Source organism: Mediterraneibacter hominis (assembly GCF_014287475.1).
GTDB lineage: Bacteria > Bacillota > Clostridia > Lachnospirales > Lachnospiraceae > Mediterraneibacter > Mediterraneibacter hominis.
This window is the reverse complement of record NZ_JACOPF010000001.1, coordinates 769,217-786,269: the sequence shown is the minus strand read 5'-3', so window position 1 is coordinate 786,269 and position 17,053 is coordinate 769,217. Positions and strand designations below refer to the sequence as shown.

Genomic DNA, 17,053 nt, shown 5'->3' with positions numbered 1-17,053 from the left:
GGCTTTGTGTGAGCTGCACTGTATCGCGGTAGATAGGGGAAGGAGAAAGTGTGGAGAGTAGAAACGATTTCAGCAAAGGAAATATAGCGAAGAATATTCTAAGCCTGGCACTGCCGATGACACTGGCGCAGTTGATCAATGTGCTTTACAGCATTGTAGATCGCATTTATATCGGGCATATTCCTCATACCTCTGCGGAGGCGCTGACGGGAATCGGGCTGGCGCTTCCTATCATCACAATTATTACGGCATTTGCAAATTTATTTGGAATGGGAGGGGCGCCTCTTTGTTCTATTGCACGCGGGGGACATGAAGAAAAGAAAGCACAGTGCATTATGGGAAATTCCTTTTCTATGCTGCTTTTATGCGGGAGCATTCTGATGCTGGGCTGCCTGGCGTTTAAGAGACCGCTTCTGTATCTGTTCGGAGCCAGCGATGCCACATTTCCATATGCAGATGCCTATCTGACGATCTATCTGTTTGGAACCATATTTGTTATGATAAGCTTGGGAATGAATAACTTTATAAACTCTCAGGGGTTTGGCAGGATAGGGATGCTTACAGTTTTATTAGGGGCAGTGCTGAATATCATCCTGGATCCGATTCTGATTTTCGGATTTCATATGGGAGTAAGAGGAGCCGCCGTCGCTACAGTTATTTCGCAGGGGGCGTCTGCTCTGTGGGTGCTTAAATTCCTTACAGGGGAAAAAGCGATATTGAAGCTGAATAAGGAAGCTATGCGTCTGAATCTGAAGCTAATCCGAGAGATCGTTTTACTTGGAATGGCGGGATTTATCATGTACATAACAAATGGAACTGTACAGATTGTATGTAATGCAATGCTTTCTCGATATGGGGGAGATGCCTATGTAGGAATTATGACAGTCATCAATTCGGTGAGGGAAATTATCACGATGCCGGTAACGGGCTTGACTTCAGGCGCGCAGCCGGTGATCGGATACAATTATGGGGCAAAGTGCTATGCACGTGTAAAAGCTGCTGTCAAATTTATGGCGGGGAGCTGTATGATATTTACTGTGCTGATGTGGGCAGTTCTTTTCTTTGAACCCCGCTTTTTCCTGCAATTGTTTACAAGTGAACCAGAGCTGATTCAGAAAGGAATTCCGGCTATGCGGATTTATTTCTGCGGAATTTTTATGATGGCGCTTCAATTTTCCGGACAGTCTACGTATCAGGCACTCAATCTCCCCAAACCGGCAATTTTCTTTTCTCTGTTCCGGAAAATCGTTATTGTGGTGCCGCTTACAATTCTGCTTCCTATGATAGGAAATTTAGGGACGAATGGAGTGTTTTTAGCAGAACCAATTTCAAACGCTGTAGGAGGTACGGCATCCTTTGTCACTATGCTGATTATGGTATGGCCTACATTAAAAAAGACATCCGCCTGACGGAAGCGGGTGTCTTTTTTCTTTTCTCTATATCAGACAATTAAGCAATTGTATTTACAGCCTTTGATAAACGAGAAATCTTTCTGGAAACAGTTTTTTTGTGATAAACACCTTTGCTTCCGGCTTTTGAGATTTCAACGATAGCTGCATGCAGCGCAGTTTTTGCAGCCTCTGCGTCTTTCGCAGCGATGGCAGCTTCTACTTTTTTCACAGCAGTTTTCACTTTTGATTTGATTGCTTTGTTTCTTGCAGCCTTTGTCTCATTCACTAAAATTCTTTTCTTAGCAGATTTAATGTTAGCCAATCTGTACACCTCCAAATATGCGAAATTTCAAATGTAATCTTAGTATTCCATTGGATTCGGACACGGACGTTCCAATGGAACATACTCATTCATTTTATGCCAAGTATTGGGGCTTGTCAATACATATTTATGAAAAATACGGTAAAACTAGTAACAGTTCAGCCCGCGTCATTCGTAAAACCGCACTGCGTGCTTATTGTGGCTGCCACCGCCGTTTTACTCATTGACGCGAACAATCAGTAAAGTGAGGATGGAGTATGTTGGATAAGTATAGTATTCGGACAGACCTTGCATTGGAGGAGAAAGAACGGTTTGAATCGGATAATGTAGAAGTACAGGGAGTAATACTGGAGGAACACTATGACGAAGAAAAAGAGATCCGGGTGACAAGAGTACGGATTGAGACAGAAAAAGGAGCAAAAGTGATGGGAAAACCAGTAGGTACGTACCTGACCTTAGAGGCCCCCAATCTGTCTGTTCCGGATGAAGATTATCACAGAGAAGTTTCCGAGGAATTGGCAAAATATATCCAGGAATTAATTGAAACGAATAAGTTCAACAAGAAAGACGTCTCTATACTGGTAGTGGGGCTTGGGAACCGGCAGGTAACGCCGGATGCGCTCGGCCCTAACGTCGTCGATCATTTGACTGTAACCAGGCACATTGTAAAAGAATATGGAAAATACGCGATGGGCATGGAGCATGCAGATATGCTAAGTGCGATTGTTCCGGGCGTTATGGGACAGACAGGAATGGAGACAGTGGAAATTGTGCGCGGTGTAGTGCAGGAGACAAAACCGGATTTGATTATTGCGGTAGACGCTTTGGCGGCCCGCAACAGTAAAAGACTGAATCGTACCATTCAGATTGCGGATACGGGAATTCATCCCGGCACAGGAGTGGGCAACAACCGAAGCGGTTTGAACAAAGAATCCTTGGGAATACCAGTCATCGGGATCGGAGTCCCAACGGTGGTGGACGCTGCGACGATTGTAAATGACACGATGGAAAATTTTATAACGGCGTTGGAGAGTTCTAAGACGCTGAAAAAAGCGGGGGAAGTATTACGTTCCTATACTGCGGGTGAAAAATATGAGCTTGTAAAAGAATTGATTGCGCCGCACTTGAATGGGATGTTTGTAACACCGAAGGATGTAGATGAAATGGTAAATCAGATAAGCTATACGATTTCAGAGGCATTGAATATATTGTTTGTAAAAAGAGAAGAGGCATAATCCGTAAAATCAATCATACAATGTAAGAAAGAGTCTGACCGACAGGAAAGGACTTTTATGTGCAAAACAAAAACGGCTGTATTTAGCAGCCATATTCTGACGGCAGTCCGCACACTGCGCGCAAGTGGAAAATGGCTGCTGACACAGCCGCGCTTTGGCGTGAGAATGTGCTTTGCACATTCTTTTTATAGAGGAGAGAACAAAGATTGAATTATATAAAACAGAGACGTCTTAAAGGAGCGTTTTTTGTCTTTTGTATTGTGGGAGCTTGTATGATTTGTCTGTTTGGAAAAACAGCGGCAAAAGAGTTCGGATATGAGATGCAGGGAAGCCTGGTACAACGTGCAGAAGAAATGTACATGCCGGGACTGGCTTATCTGGATGAAAAGCCAGAGCAGGGGATTGGTGAATGGATTATGCGTAAGGCATATGTCTGGCTGCCGGTCGTGCCGTATGTAGAGGAAAAGAGAACATATGAGGCGACAATGGAGGATGAAGAGACAATCGCCAAGATTTTAGAAAGTCAGGCGAATGACGAGCATGCAGTAGACGAGAACGGAAAGCTGATTGGGGAGGCAGATACGACAGAGACACAGAATACACAGCCGGCGTCCTCCTCGATCGATATGTCTATAGAAAAGCTAAGAGACTTTGACTATCTTCTGAGTAATTTTTATACGGTGGACAGCTCTACTATGATAGGTCCGGAGCAGCTAAATGCGGACGACCTGCTTGGACGCAGCATGAAGATCGATACCAGCACGGGAGGGCCGAAGGTTTTGATTTTCCATACACATTCCCAGGAGGAATTTATAGATTCTACGCCGGGGGATACGAGTACAAGTATTGTAGGAGTGGGAGAGTATCTGACAGAGCTTTTAAACAGCAAAGGAATTGAGACGATTCATGATACGGGGGTATACGATATTATCAACGGACAGCTTGACAGAAGCAATGCCTATGAAAATGCAGAGGCCTCCATTCGTCCGATTTTAGAAGCAAACCCTACGATAGAGGTTGTGATTGATCTGCACAGAGACGGGGTGGCAGACGATACACATTTGGTGACAGAAGTAAATGGAAAACAGACGGCAAAGATTATGTTTTTTAACGGACTGAGCAGGACACGTACAAACGGGGATATTGATTATCTGTATAACCCTTATATACAAGACAATCTCGCTTTTTCGCTGCAGATGCAGCTGGCATGTGAAAGCTCTTATCCGGGATTTGCCAGACATATCTATCTGCGCGGATACCGGTACAATCTGCATTTGGTACCGAAATCTCTTTTAATTGAGGCGGGAGCACAGACGAATACGGTAGAGGAAATGATGAATGCAATGGAAGTGCTGGCGGACACACTGCAGCAGGTGCTTGTGGAATAAAAATAATTTGAAAAGCCCTGTCTTATGTGCTAGAATTAACCAATAGTGCGGGTGTGTACCGCAGATAGGTGTAAAAGAAGTAGGAGAGTAAGTATGGGAAATCAGAATACATATGATGCGGACAGTATTTCGGTACTAGAAGGCTTAGAAGCAGTCCGGAAGAGGCCGGGAATGTACATTGGGAGTGTTTCGGCAAAGGGTCTGAATCATTTGATTTATGAGATTGTAGACAATGCGGTGGATGAGCATCTGGCTGGATTTTGTTCAAAGATTGATGTGACACTGGAAAAAGACGGTTCCGCAACGATTGCTGACAACGGGCGAGGGGTTCCTGTCGATATGCATCAGAAGGGGGTTTCTGCCGCACGTCTTGTCTATACAACACTGCACGCAGGCGGAAAGTTTGACGACTCTGCCTATAAGACAAGCGGAGGCCTGCATGGGGTAGGATCTTCCGTAGTAAATGCATTGTCGGTCTATATGGATGTGAAGATAAGCAGGGACGGATATGTGCATCACGACAGATATGAAAGAGGAATTCCGGTTATAGAACTGGAGGACGGACTTCTTCCTAAGATTGGGAAAACGCGGAAAACAGGGACAGAAGTAAATTTTCTGCCGGATGACGAAATATTTGAAAAAACATGGTTTCGGGCGGAGGAGGTAAAAAGTCGTCTGCATGAGACCGCCTATCTGAATCCAGAATTGACGATCACATTCGAGGACAAGCGGTCAGAAAAGACAGAGAAGATACTATACCATGAACCAGATGGGATTGTTGGATATATCCAAGATTTAAATAAGAAAAAGGAAACGCTGCACGCTCCGATTTATTTTAAAGGAGAGGCAGAAGGAATAGAGGTAGAAGCGGCGATTCAGTATGTCAATGAGTTCCATGAAAATGTACTTGGGTTCTGTAATAACATATACAATGCGGAAGGCGGTACACATCTGACCGGGTTTAAGACAACCTTTACTTCCGTTATGAATCAGTATGCCAGAGAGCTTGGAATTTTGAAGGAGAAGGATGCGAATTTTACAGGGGCGGACATACGAAACGGAATGACCGCAATCGTCTCTATCAAGCATCCAGATCCGCGGTTTGAAGGGCAGACAAAGACAAAGCTGGACAATCCGGACGCGGCAAGAGCAGCAGGGAAGGTAACCGGAGACGAGATAGTGCTGTATTTTGACCGGAACTTAGAGGTGCTGAAAAAGGTACTTTCCAGTGCGGAGAAGGCGGCGAAGATTCGAAAGACCGAGGAAAAGGCAAAGACAAATCTTTTGTCAAAGCAGAAGTATTCCTTTGACAGTAACGGAAAGCTTGCCAATTGCGAGAGCAGAGATCCAAAAAAATGTGAAATTTTTATTGTGGAGGGAGATTCCGCAGGCGGTTCAGCGAAAACAGCCAGAGACAGAAGCTTTCAGGCGATTCTGCCTATCCGCGGGAAGATTTTAAATGTAGAGAAGGCAAGTATTGACAAAATTTTGGCTAATGCAGAAATTAAGACAATGATTAATGCCTTTGGCTGTGGATTTTCCGAAGGCTATGGGAATGATTTTGATATTACAAAGCTTAAGTATGATAAAATTATTATCATGGCGGATGCAGATGTGGACGGTGCGCATATTTCCACATTGCTTCTGACTTTGTTTTACAGGTTTATGCCAGAATTAATTTATGAAGGGCATGTCTATATTGCTATGCCTCCTCTTTATAAGGCGATGCCGAAGAAGGGAGAGGAAGAGTATTTATATGATGATAAGGCGCTGGAGAAATACAGAAGGACCCACGACGGCAGCTTTACATTACAGCGTTATAAAGGGTTGGGAGAGATGGATGCACAACAGCTTTGGGAGACGACTCTGGATCCCCAGAGAAGGCTGTTAAAGCTGGTAGAAATTGAAGATGCAAGAATGGCCTCCAGTGTGACGGAAATGCTGATGGGAACGGAGGTGCCTCCAAGAAAAGCGTTTATATACGAAAATGCTACGGAGGCAGAGCTGGATATATAGAAAGAAGCGGTTTCTGTATCAAGGTGACAAGGAGAAGAGAAAATGAACAGTGAATCACAGATTATAAGAACTGAGTATTCAGACCTTATGAAAAAGTCCTATATTGATTATGCCATGAGTGTGATCATTGCACGTGCGCTGCCAGATGTGAGAGACGGACTGAAGCCGGTGCAAAGAAGGACACTCTATGATATGCACGAGCTGGGCATACGCTATGACAAACCGTACCGTAAATGTGCGCGTATTGTAGGAGACACGATGGGAAAATACCATCCGCATGGGGACAGTTCTATTTATGAGGCGCTGGTCGTCATGGCGCAGGAATTTAAAAAAGGTATGATCCTGGTGGACGGGCATGGAAATTTTGGCTCCATAGAGGGAGACGGTGCGGCGGCGATGCGTTACACAGAAGCCAGGCTTACAAAGTTTACCCAGGAAGTGTACCTGTCTGATTTAGATAAGGATGTCATTGACTTTGGCCCTAATTTTGATGAGACAGAGAAAGAGCCGGCAGTGCTTCCAGTACGGATTCCAAACCTGCTTGTAAACGGTGCGGAAGGAATTGCAGTAGGAATGGCAACGAGTATTCCGACACATAATCTAGGTGAAGTGATTGACGCTGTAAAAGCATACATGAAAAATGATGAAATCAGCACAAAGCAGTTGATGAAATATATCAAAGGCCCAGATTTTCCGACAGGGGGAATCGTTGTCAATAAAGATGACTTGCTCCAGATCTATGAAACCGGTCAGGGAAAAATCAAAGTCCGCGGAAAAGTAGAGGCAGAAGAATTAAAAGGAGGAAAGAAGCAGCTCGTTATCACAGAAATTCCTTATACAATGATTGGAAGTGGAATCGGCAAGTTCTTAAATGATGTCGCTGCTTTGGTGGAGTCGAAAAAAGCGTCGGATATTGTGGATATTTCCAATCAGTCCTCTAAAGAAGGCATCCGGATTGTGCTGGAGCTAAAAAAAGGAGCAGACGTCGAAAATTTAAAAAACATGCTTTATAAGAAAACACGTCTGGAAGATACATTCGGTGTTAATATGCTGGCTGTGGCGAATGGCAGACCAGAAACCTTAGGTCTAAAGGCGATCATTGAACATCATGTGGACTTTCAGTTCGAGCTGGCAACAAGAAAATATAAAACCCTGCTTGCCAGAGAAGAAGAAAAGCGGGAAGTACAGGAAGGACTTATCAAAGCATGTGATGTCATTGATCTGATTATCGAGATTTTGCGGGGAAGTAAATCTGTAAAGGACGCTAGGGAGTGTCTGGTGAATGGTGTGACGGACAATATCAAATTTAAGTCCGGTATTTCTAAAAAGATGGCGGCAATGCTGCGCTTTACCCAGAGACAGGCGACGGCTATTCTGGAGATGCGCCTGTATAAATTGATAGGGTTGGAAATTGAAGCACTGCAAAAAGAACACGATCAGACTTTAAAAAATATTGCAAGATTTGAAGATATTTTGAACAATTATGATTCTATGGCGAACCTGATTATGGAGGAACTGGATTCCTATAAAAAGGAGTATGGAAGAAAGCGCCGTACAGCAGTAGAAAACGCAGAGGAAGCGGTCTTTGAAGAAAAGAAAATCGAAGAACAGGAAGTTGTGTTTATGATGGATCGGTTCGGATATGCCAAGACGGTAGATGTCTCTGTGTATGAAAGAAATAAAGAAGCAGCGGACAGTGAGAATAAGTATATTGTGCACTGCATGAACACAGGCAAAATCTGTATGTTTACGGATACCGGCAGGATGCACCAGGTCAAAGTACTGGATCTTCCTTATGGAAGGTTCCGTGACAAGGGAACACCAATTGACAATGTGAGCAATTATTCCAGCAGTGAAGAACAAATAGTTATGGTGTGTGATGCAGAGCAGATGCGTTTTGCCAGGTTACTGTTTGCGACCAGGCAGGGAATGATAAAAAGGGTAGACGGAAGCGAATTTCAAGTGGCGAAGCGAACGATTGCGGCAACGAAGCTGCAGGAGGGCGACAGGCTTCTTTCCGTCTGCGTTGTCAATGAGAATCAGAATATTGTCATGCAGACAAAAGGAGGGTATTTCCTCAGATTTCCGGCAGGTGAGGTGCCAGAGAAGAAAAAAGGCGCTGTCGGCGTAAGAGGGATGAAGCTGCAAAAGAAAGACGAACTAGAACAGGTATATGTGTTAGAAGAAGGGACAGAAGTAAAGGCTGTATATAAAGAAAAGGAAATTGCTTTAAACAGGCTGAGGATTGCAAAGAGAGACGGAACTGGAACAAAAGCACGGGGTTAAAAGAACCCAGAACACTGATAAAAGGAAATAAAAAGAGAGGAAGCAGATGGCAGAAGACCGGGCTTCCTCTTTTTGCGCTCGCGGAAGAAAAAGCCGCAAGAATACGCAGGTGTAAAAATGTCAGCTTTTATAGTCAGTACGTCCGACAAGATAATCTATACTTACATGGTGATAATCGGCAAGTTGTATTAGAATTTCTGTCGGGATGTTTCTCTCTCCGTTTTCATAACGGGAGTAGGTTTTTTGTGTGACATGAAGAAAATCTGCTATTTTCTGTTGTGTAATGTCACGATCTTCCCGCAGTTCGCGGATTCTTTCATATTTCATTTATCCCACCTCTGCATATCAGTATACCCAGTCCAAAATGGACTATTGATTTTTAGTCCAAATTGGACTAAAATGAATAAAAGAGTAATACAGAGGAGAAAGATATGGATGTCAGGAAAAGAAATATACTGCTTCTGGTAATTCTTGTTATGTTACTTACAGGGGGATGCGCCGAAGAGAGAAAAGAAGAACAGAAAATACTCCGGGATTTCACAAGGTACGAAAAAAGTTTTGGCTTTTTGTATCGGAAACAGGCGAAAATTGTTGAAAAATATAAAGATTCCGTAGAAGGAGAGACAAGGATTTACGTTCTTGTCAGTGGAGAAAATCATTTTCTGAGGTATCAGTATTGGTGCGTATTTTGCTATATAGGTGAAGAAACAGAGCGGGAACATCTAAAAGGGATTGTGGTGCTGGACAGAAAAGTATGGAGGCTGCGTCCGGATTATAAAGAATTTCCTTGCAATTTAAAGTGATTAGTGTTATACTGCTATACAGTTACATAGGAAGCCGACAGAAGAGTGAACGAAAGTTCACTCTTCTTTATTGCCGTAGATTTTCTGGCAAAGCAGTCCTTTGAACAAGTAAGTATATACCAGAGAAAGGAAGTTTGGTGTGTCAAGAAGAGAAGAATATGAACAGAAAACAGAAGAGCTTTTAGAGCCGATTGTAAGAGAGAACGGATTCGAACTGGTGGATGTAGAATATGTAAAAGAAGCAGGGACATGGTATCTGCGCGCCTACATTGACAAACCCGGCGGAATTACAGTGGACGACTGTGAGACAGTCAGCAGAAAGTTTTCAGATATTCTCGATGAAAAAGATTACATCGAGGATTCATACATTTTTGAAGTTAGCTCTCCGGGACTTGGAAGACCGTTGAAAAAGGAAAAGGATTTCAAGAGAAGTCTCGGTGAAGAAGTGGAAATCCGGACATATCGGGCAATAGAAAGACAGAAGGAATTTGTCGGGATTTTAAAGGAATACGACAAAGAAACTGTGACGATTGCTTATGAAGATGAGTCCACACAGACATTTAAGAAAAGTGAAATCGCGCTGATTCGTTTAGCTTTGGATTTTTAAATTTTAGGAGGAAATAAAAATGAATACAGAATTACTGGAAGCGTTGACGATTCTTGAGCAGGAAAAGAATATCAGCAAGGATACGATGATGGATGCCATAGAAAATTCATTGATCAGTGCCTGTAAAAACCATTTTGGCACAGCAGACAACATCAAAGTGATTATGGACAGGGAAACCTGTGATTATGCTGTCTATGCAGAGAAGGAAGTTGTGGAGGAAGTGATGGATCCGGCGCTGGAAATTAGTCTTGAGGAGGCGGAAAAAATAGATTCCTCTCTTCAGATTGGCGATGTGGCACAAATTCCGGTACAGTCAAAGGAATTCGGACGGATTGCGACACAGAATGCGAAAAACCTGATATTGCAGAAGATAAGAGAAGAAGAAAGAAAGGTTGTGTTTGACCAGTACTTCGAGAAAGAGAAAGATATTGTGACAGGTATTGTACAGCGTTATGTAGGCAAAAATATCAGTATTAATCTGGGGCGGGCAGATGCTATGCTGACAGAGAACGAGCAGGTGAAAGGAGAGACTTTCAAGCCGACAGAGCGGATTAAGCTGTATGTGGTAGAAGTAAAGAATACTCCGAAAGGACCGAAGATCCTGGTTTCCCGTACACATCCGGAGCTGGTGAAGCGTCTGTTCGAGGCAGAAGTTGCGGAGGTAAGAGACGGTACGGTAGAGATAAAGAGTATTGCGCGTGAGGCAGGTTCACGTACCAAGATGGCAGTGTGGTCCAATGATGAGAACGTAGATCCGGTAGGAGCCTGTGTCGGCATGAACGGCGCGCGGGTAAATGCGGTTGTACAGGAGCTGCGTGGAGAGAAGATAGATATCATCAACTGGGATGAAAATCCAGCGCTTTTGATTGAGAACGCGCTAAGTCCGGCGAAAGTCATTTCTGTTATGGCAGACCCAGAGGAAAAAGTTGCAAGTGTTATCGTACCGGACTATCAGCTTTCTTTAGCCATCGGAAAAGAGGGACAGAACGCAAGGCTTGCTGCGAGGCTTACGGGATATAAGATTGATATTAAGAGTGAGACACAGGCGATTGAATCCGGTGAGCTCCCAGAAGATTACATGGAACAGATGGGAATGATGGGAGAGGAAGGATATACCGGAGACTACGAGAATTATGAAGAAGACTATGAGGATTCTTATGAAAGTCCAGAAGAGTATGAAGAATATGAATTCGTGGAGACAGACGAGAGCGAAGCATAGAATTAACAGAGGTGACTTGTTTGGGAAATAAAAAGAAAATCCCCATGCGTAAATGTGTGGGATGTCAAGAGATGAAGCCGAAAAAAGAACTGATGCGGGTTCTGCGGGACGAAAACGGGACGTTTTCTCTGGATATAACCGGAAGAAAAAATGGAAGAGGAGCGTACTTGTGTCTGTCACAGGAATGTTTTGAAAAGGCCGTAAAGACAAAAGGATTAGAACGTTCCTTTGGGCAGGCAATCCCTGCGGAGGTTTATGAAAAGCTGGAAAGGGAGATGGAAGGTATTGAGGCAAGATAAGATATTGTCCCTGATTGGGCTTGCAACGAAAGCGGGAAAGACTGCAAGCGGGGAATTCCTGACAGAAAGAGAGACCAAGACAAGAAAAGCGTTCTTGGTGATTGTCGCATCGGACGCATCTGATAATACGAAGAAAAAGTTTCGGGAAATGTGTAAATTTTATAAGGTTCCAATTTATTTTTACGGAGATAAAGATACCTTAGGGCATGCAATGGGAAAAGAATTCCGTGCATCTCTGGCGATATTGGACGAAGGATTTGCAAAAGGAATTCAGAAGGAATTAAAGACGAGAGAGGATATTGCATAAAGGAGGTAGTAATATATGTCAAAAATGAGGGTACATGAACTGGCAAAAGAGCTGGGAATGGAGAATAAAGAGCTGATGGATATTCTGGAAAAAAAGAATATAGAGGTAAAAAGCCACATGAGTTCTCTGGAGGAAAATGTAGTGGAAGAAATTAAGAAGGAAGCGGGAAAGAAGGAACAGAAAAAAACAGAGGAAGCGGCCCCAAAGAAGAAGAATCTTGCTTTTGTAATTCGTCCGCAGAATTCTAAGAATGGAAGCAGAATACAGGGAAACAGAGCAGGTGTGAAAGGACAAAAACCGTCTGGAGGAGCAAGGCCGGCATCAAACGGACAAGGCGGACGGCCGGCGAGACCAATTTCTGGAGGAAAGCCTGGCAGTAGTGCGCCGCAGAGCGGAAACCGTCCGGCAGGCAGCCCGGTGCCGGGAAATGCGCGTTCAGTGGGAAGCGCTTTGCAGGGAACAGTACGTCCGGCAGGAAATGCAGCGGTGCGTCCGGCGCAAAATCCGGTGCAGGGAAGTACTCGTCCGTCCGGCAGCCCGCAGCAGGGGGCCGCGCGCCTGGCGGGAGACTCGGCACAGAGTATGCGTCCGGCAGGAAACGTAAAGCAGGGAAATGTGCGCTCGTCTGCGCCTGCATCTTCGGAGAATGTCCGTCCGGCAGATGGTGCGCAGGGACAGAACCGTCCAAAGGGAAATGCTGTACAGGGAGGGAACCACTCTGCAAATGGAGTACAGCAGAATTCCCGTCCGTCCGGAAATGCACCGCGCAGGGATGCCCGTACAGGAGGAGCCGGACAGGAGAATCCTCGTTCGCCCAGACCTGCAAGAGATGGACGAAATAACGGTGGAAACCGTCGGTTTGACAATCAGAGTCAGCGCTCGTCAAAAGGAGATTCCAGGAGAGAGGACAGAGATTCTTTGTCTATGCCAATTGTAGAACAGTCAAAAAGTCAGCGCAGCAAAGTAAAAGACAAAGAGAAAGACTACAAGAAAAAAGAATTAAGAGACGAGGCTTTTGAGAGCAAAGGCAAGAAGGGAAAGAAGCAGAAAAATACGGTCGAAGTGAAAAAGCCGCAGCCAAAACCGGTAGAGAAGAAGGAAGAAGAAATTAAGCAGATTGTTATTCCAGAGGTACTTACGATTAAGGAACTGGCAGACAAGATGAAGATTGTGCCTTCTGCCATTGTAAAGAAACTATTCTTACAGGGAAAAGTGGTCACAGTAAATCAGGAGATTGATTACGAGACGGCAGAAGAAATTGCGATGGAATTTGAAGTGCTCTGTGAAAAAGAAGAAGTGGTCGATGTGATTGAAGAACTGCTCAAAGAGGAGGAAGAAGATGAGAATACAATGGTGAAACGTCCCCCTGTTGTCTGCGTAATGGGGCATGTAGACCATGGTAAGACATCGCTTCTTGATGCCATCCGCCATACAAATGTCATTGATCGGGAAGCCGGAGGAATTACACAGCATATCGGCGCTTATGTGGTAGAGGCAAACGGAGAGAAGATTACCTTTTTGGACACACCAGGGCATGAAGCATTTACGGCAATGCGTATGCGAGGGGCAAATTCTACGGATATTGCTATCTTAGTAGTTGCGGCGGACGACGGTGTGATGCCGCAGACAATAGAGGCGATTAATCACGCAAAAGCGGCGGGGATTGAGATTATTGTCGCGATCAATAAGATAGATAAGCCAAGCGCGAATATAGAACGTGTAAAGCAGGAATTGACAGAATACGAACTGATTCCAGAGGATTGGGGCGGAAGCACTATTTTTGTTCCAGTATCCGCACATACAAAGGAAGGAATTCCGGAGCTTTTGGAAATGATTCTTCTGACAGCAGAGGTGATGGAATTAAAGGCAAATCCGGATCGCTTCGCGCGCGGGCTTGTGATTGAAGCAGAGCTGGATAAAGGGAAAGGTTCTGTGGCGACCGTTCTGGTTCAAAAGGGAACGCTTCACGTAGGAGACGCTATCGCGGCGGGAAGCGCTCATGGAAAGGTACGCGCAATGATGGATGATAAAGGAAGGCGCGTAAAAGAGGCAGGACCTTCCCAGCCAGTGGAGATTCTTGGTCTGAATGACGTGCCAAATGCCGGCGAAGTGTTTGTTGGCTGTGAATCAGAAAAAGAGGCGCGAAGCTTTGCAGAGACATTTATCGCGCACAACAAAGTAAAACTTCTGGACGATACAAAATCCAAGATGTCCTTAGATGATCTGTTTACGCAGATTCAAGAGGGCAATCTAAAAGAACTGAATATTGTAGTAAAGGCAGACGTGCAGGGTTCTGTAGAAGCGATCAAGCAGAGTCTTCTGAAGCTTTCCAATGAGGAGGTTGTGATTAAGATTATACATGGGGGCGTAGGCGCTATCAATGAATCGGATGTCATTTTAGCGTCCGCATCCAATGCGATCATCATCGGATTCAATGTGCGTCCAGACGCGACAGCAAAAGAGATTGCCGACCGAGAGGGTGTGGATTTGAGGTTATACAGAGTCATCTACAATGCGATCGAAGATGTAGAGGCGGCAATGAAAGGGCTGCTGGATCCGGTATTTGAAGAAAAAATACTGGGACACGCGGAAGTGCGTCAGACATTCAAGGCATCTGGTGTGGGTACGATTGCCGGCGCATATGTCAAGGACGGTATATTCGAGAGAAATTGTTCTGTGCGTTTGATTCGCGATGGCATTGTAGTATTTGACGGGCCGCTTGCATCTTTGAAGAGATTCAAAGATGATGTGAAAGAGGTCAAAGCCGGATATGAATGTGGTTTCGTATTTGAAAATTATAATGACATCAAGGAAGGCGATGAAGTAGAGGCATACAAGATGGTAGAGACAGAAAGAAAGTAAGGCCGGAGATAGAAATCGTCAGTGAAAAGAGGAGCTTATTATGAGGAAAAACAGTATCAAAAATACAAGAGTAAATGCGGAGGTACAAAGAGAATTAAGCAATATTATCCGCGGCGGAATCAAAGATCCCAGAGTGGCTCCAATGACTTCTGTCGTATCGGTGGAGGTAGCTCCGGATTTGAAAACATGCAAGGCTTATATCAGTGTGCTTGGAGATGAAAAAGCCCAGGAAGATACGCTCAAAGGGCTACAGAGTGCGGAAAGGTATATCCGGCGTGAACTTGCGAGAACTATCAATATGAGAAATACGCCGGAAATTAAATTTATTGTGGATCAGTCTATTGAATATGGGGTAAATATCAGTCATAAAATAGATGAAGTAACCAAGAATTTAAAAGACGAGACTTAGGTGGTAGGAAGAATGGTATTAGCCGATTTGTTAAAAGGAAAGAGACGGATTGCATTAGGCGGTCATGTGAGGCCGGATGGAGACTGTGTGGGTTCTGCAATGGGATTATATTTATATCTGAAAAAACAGTATCCGGATATAGAAACAGATTTATATTTAGAAGAAGTGCCGCAGGCATTTCAGATGATTCACCGTACAGAGGAAGTTAAGACAGAGCTTCCAGAAGCGGCACAATATGATTTGTTTATTTGCTTAGACTGCGGCGACATAAAACGTCTCGGATGCTTCAGTACGTTGTTTGAGCAGGCGGGGGAGACCGCCTGTATCGATCATCATATCAGTAATGAGGCGTTTGCCGATTATAATTATATTGTACCTGACGCAAGCTCAACATCAGAACTTGTTTTTACCCTTCTGGAGGACGAAAAGATAAGCAGGGAATGTGCAGAGGCACTCTATATGGGGATTGCGCACGATACGGGGGTGTTTCAGTACTCCTGTACTTCTCCGAAGACAATGGAGATTGCGGCAAAACTACTGCGCAAAGGAATTGACGGGAATGAAATCATCGACAAAACTTATTATGAAAAGACATATGTACAAAACCAGATACTCGGGAAAGCACTTTTAGAAAGTATGCTTATTTTGGATAAGCGCTGCATTGTATCGGTTGTCACAATGAAAGATATGGAATTTTTCCAGGCGGTTCCCTCGGACTTAGAGGGAATCGTAAGCCAGCTGCGGCAGACGAAAGGCTGTGAGGTGGCGTTGTTTTTACATGAAATTTCTTTTCATACATTCAAGGTAAGCCTGCGCTCGAAAGGAATGGTAGATGTAAGTAAAATCGCGCAGTACTTCGGCGGAGGCGGCCATGTGAGGGCGGCAGGCTGCACACTGAAGGGAACCAGCCATGATGTGATCAACAACGTGAGCAGTCAGATTTTACTTCAGTTAAACCAAGAGAAAGTACAGGACAACGAGGAATGATAAATGGGATCTTAAACATATATAAAGAAAAAGGCTATACCTCCCATGATGTGGTGGCAAAATTAAGAGGAATTACAAAGCAGAAAAAAATCGGACACACAGGAACATTGGATCCAGATGCCCGGGGAGTTTTGCCCGTATGTCTCGGAAAAGCAACAAAATTGTGCGGCATGCTGACGGAGAAAGACAAGATCTATGAATGTGTCCTGCTTCTAGGAATAGAAACAGATACACAGGATATAACTGGGGATGTCCTTGTAAAGAAAGAGACCGCTGAACTGGAAGAAAAAGCGGTGAAGGATTGTATACATGGATTTATCGGAACATATAGTCAGGTTCCGCCTATGTATTCTGCTTTGAAGGTGAACGGGAAAAAATTATATGAGCTTGCCAGAGAAGGAAAGGAAGTAGAGCGTGCGCCCCGACAAGTACAGATCTATGATATTGAAATTCTTAAGATTGCGCTTCCAAGAGTGCGGATGCGGGTAAGCTGTTCAAAAGGCACGTATATTCGTACATTATGTCATGATATCGGTGTAAAGCTTAGATGCGGAGGCTGTATGGAAGAGCTGCTTCGCACAAAGGTAAGCTGTTTTAGAATAGAGGACAGCCACCCGCTGGAGGAAATTCAACGATACGTCCAAAATGGGGCTCTTGACAAAGTACTGATTCCAATAGATGCTATGTTTTCCGAGCAAAAAAAGATCGTTTTAGAGAAAAAAGAGGCAAGGCTTGCCTATAATGGAAATGATTTTACGGTTAAGGCAGGAACTGACGGCATAGAGTGGCAAGCGCAGGAAGAAGTAAGAGTCTATGATGAAGAACAGCGTTTTATCGGAATTTATTATTACGACGGTAAAAAGAAATGCTTCCGAATCAGGAAAATGTTCTTAAGTCAGGATGAACGGAAAGGATAAGGAAC

General features: G+C 44.3%; 17 protein-coding genes. 15 read left to right on the top strand and 2 right to left on the bottom strand.

The features are described 5' to 3' along the window. The first annotated feature begins 50 nt into the window (after positions 1–50). Positions 51–1,409: an MATE family efflux transporter gene (locus tag H8S37_RS03715; RefSeq protein WP_330604842.1), complete on the top strand. Its 1,359-nt coding sequence runs from the start codon at positions 51–53 to the stop codon at positions 1,407–1,409. 40 nt (positions 1,410–1,449) lie between these two features. On the opposite strand, the gene rpsT is transcribed toward H8S37_RS03715, so the two are convergent. Further along, complete coding sequence (rpsT, locus tag H8S37_RS03710; RefSeq protein ID WP_117975538.1) at positions 1,450–1,713, bottom strand: 30S ribosomal protein S20; 264 nt, start codon at positions 1,711–1,713, stop codon at positions 1,450–1,452. Positions 1,714–1,970: 257 nt separating this feature from the next. Here rpsT and gpr point away from each other — a divergent pair, with 257 nt between their 5' ends. The 5 genes from gpr (at position 1,971) to H8S37_RS03685 (ending at position 8,638) form a co-directional block, all read left to right on the top strand. After that, entirely contained in the window at positions 1,971–2,948 is a 978-nt protein-coding gene (gene gpr / locus H8S37_RS03705) for a GPR endopeptidase (protein WP_186874682.1), read from the top strand. A gap of 57 nt (positions 2,949–3,005) precedes the next feature. Then, positions 3,006–3,158: a hypothetical protein gene (locus H8S37_RS03700; RefSeq protein ID WP_186874681.1), complete on the top strand. Its 153-nt coding sequence runs from the start codon at positions 3,006–3,008 to the stop codon at positions 3,156–3,158. A 62-nt stretch (positions 3,159–3,220) separates the two neighbouring features. After that, positions 3,221–4,336: a stage II sporulation protein P gene (gene spoIIP / locus H8S37_RS03695; protein ID WP_186875759.1), complete on the top strand. Its 1,116-nt coding sequence runs from the start codon at positions 3,221–3,223 to the stop codon at positions 4,334–4,336. Between the two features lie 93 nt (positions 4,337–4,429). Beyond that, positions 4,430–6,352, top strand: a complete 1,923-nt coding sequence (locus H8S37_RS03690; RefSeq protein WP_186874680.1) for a DNA gyrase/topoisomerase IV subunit B — start codon at positions 4,430–4,432, stop codon at positions 6,350–6,352. 42 nt (positions 6,353–6,394) lie between these two features. Further along, positions 6,395–8,638: a DNA gyrase/topoisomerase IV subunit A gene (locus tag H8S37_RS03685; protein WP_186874679.1), complete on the top strand. Its 2,244-nt coding sequence runs from the start codon at positions 6,395–6,397 to the stop codon at positions 8,636–8,638. Positions 8,639–8,758: 120 nt separating this feature from the next. On the opposite strand, the gene H8S37_RS03680 is transcribed toward H8S37_RS03685, so the two are convergent. Then, complete coding sequence (locus H8S37_RS03680; protein WP_186874678.1) at positions 8,759–8,965, bottom strand: helix-turn-helix domain-containing protein; 207 nt, start codon at positions 8,963–8,965, stop codon at positions 8,759–8,761. Between the two features lie 104 nt (positions 8,966–9,069). On the opposite strand from H8S37_RS03680, the gene H8S37_RS03675 reads away from it, so the two are divergent. From H8S37_RS03675 to truB, 9 genes are all read left to right on the top strand, one after another. Beyond that, complete coding sequence (locus H8S37_RS03675) at positions 9,070–9,441, top strand: hypothetical protein (RefSeq protein WP_186874677.1); 372 nt, start codon at positions 9,070–9,072, stop codon at positions 9,439–9,441. A gap of 139 nt (positions 9,442–9,580) precedes the next feature. Next, on the top strand, positions 9,581–10,048 hold the full coding sequence (gene rimP / locus H8S37_RS03670; protein WP_186874676.1) for a ribosome maturation factor RimP: 468 nt from the start codon (positions 9,581–9,583) through the stop codon (positions 10,046–10,048). A gap of 19 nt (positions 10,049–10,067) precedes the next feature. Beyond that, positions 10,068–11,267 carry a transcription termination factor NusA gene (nusA, locus tag H8S37_RS03665; RefSeq protein WP_186874675.1) on the top strand — a complete coding sequence of 400 codons (1,200 nt, stop codon included), beginning with the start codon at positions 10,068–10,070 and terminating at the stop codon, positions 11,265–11,267. A 20-nt stretch (positions 11,268–11,287) separates the two neighbouring features. Beyond that, on the top strand, positions 11,288–11,566 hold the full coding sequence (rnpM, locus tag H8S37_RS03660; RefSeq protein WP_186874674.1) for an RNase P modulator RnpM: 279 nt from the start codon (positions 11,288–11,290) through the stop codon (positions 11,564–11,566). After that, positions 11,553–11,873: a L7Ae/L30e/S12e/Gadd45 family ribosomal protein gene (locus tag H8S37_RS03655; protein ID WP_186875758.1), complete on the top strand. Its 321-nt coding sequence runs from the start codon at positions 11,553–11,555 to the stop codon at positions 11,871–11,873. Before rnpM ends, H8S37_RS03655 begins: the two co-directional genes overlap by 14 nt. 15 nt (positions 11,874–11,888) lie before the next feature. Continuing rightward, on the top strand, positions 11,889–14,735 hold the full coding sequence (gene infB, locus H8S37_RS03650) for a translation initiation factor IF-2 (RefSeq protein ID WP_186874673.1): 2,847 nt from the start codon (positions 11,889–11,891) through the stop codon (positions 14,733–14,735). 40 nt (positions 14,736–14,775) lie between these two features. Continuing rightward, positions 14,776–15,144, top strand: a complete 369-nt coding sequence (gene rbfA, locus H8S37_RS03645; RefSeq protein WP_186874672.1) for a 30S ribosome-binding factor RbfA — start codon at positions 14,776–14,778, stop codon at positions 15,142–15,144. Between the two features lie 12 nt (positions 15,145–15,156). Further along, positions 15,157–16,131, top strand: a complete 975-nt coding sequence (locus H8S37_RS03640) for a DHH family phosphoesterase (RefSeq protein ID WP_186874671.1) — start codon at positions 15,157–15,159, stop codon at positions 16,129–16,131. Further along, positions 16,128–17,048 (top strand): tRNA pseudouridine(55) synthase TruB, encoded by a 921-nt coding sequence (gene truB, locus H8S37_RS03635; RefSeq protein ID WP_186874670.1) that lies wholly within the window; start codon positions 16,128–16,130, stop codon positions 17,046–17,048. Before H8S37_RS03640 ends, truB begins: the two co-directional genes overlap by 4 nt. The last annotated feature ends 5 nt before the right edge of the window (positions 17,049–17,053 follow it).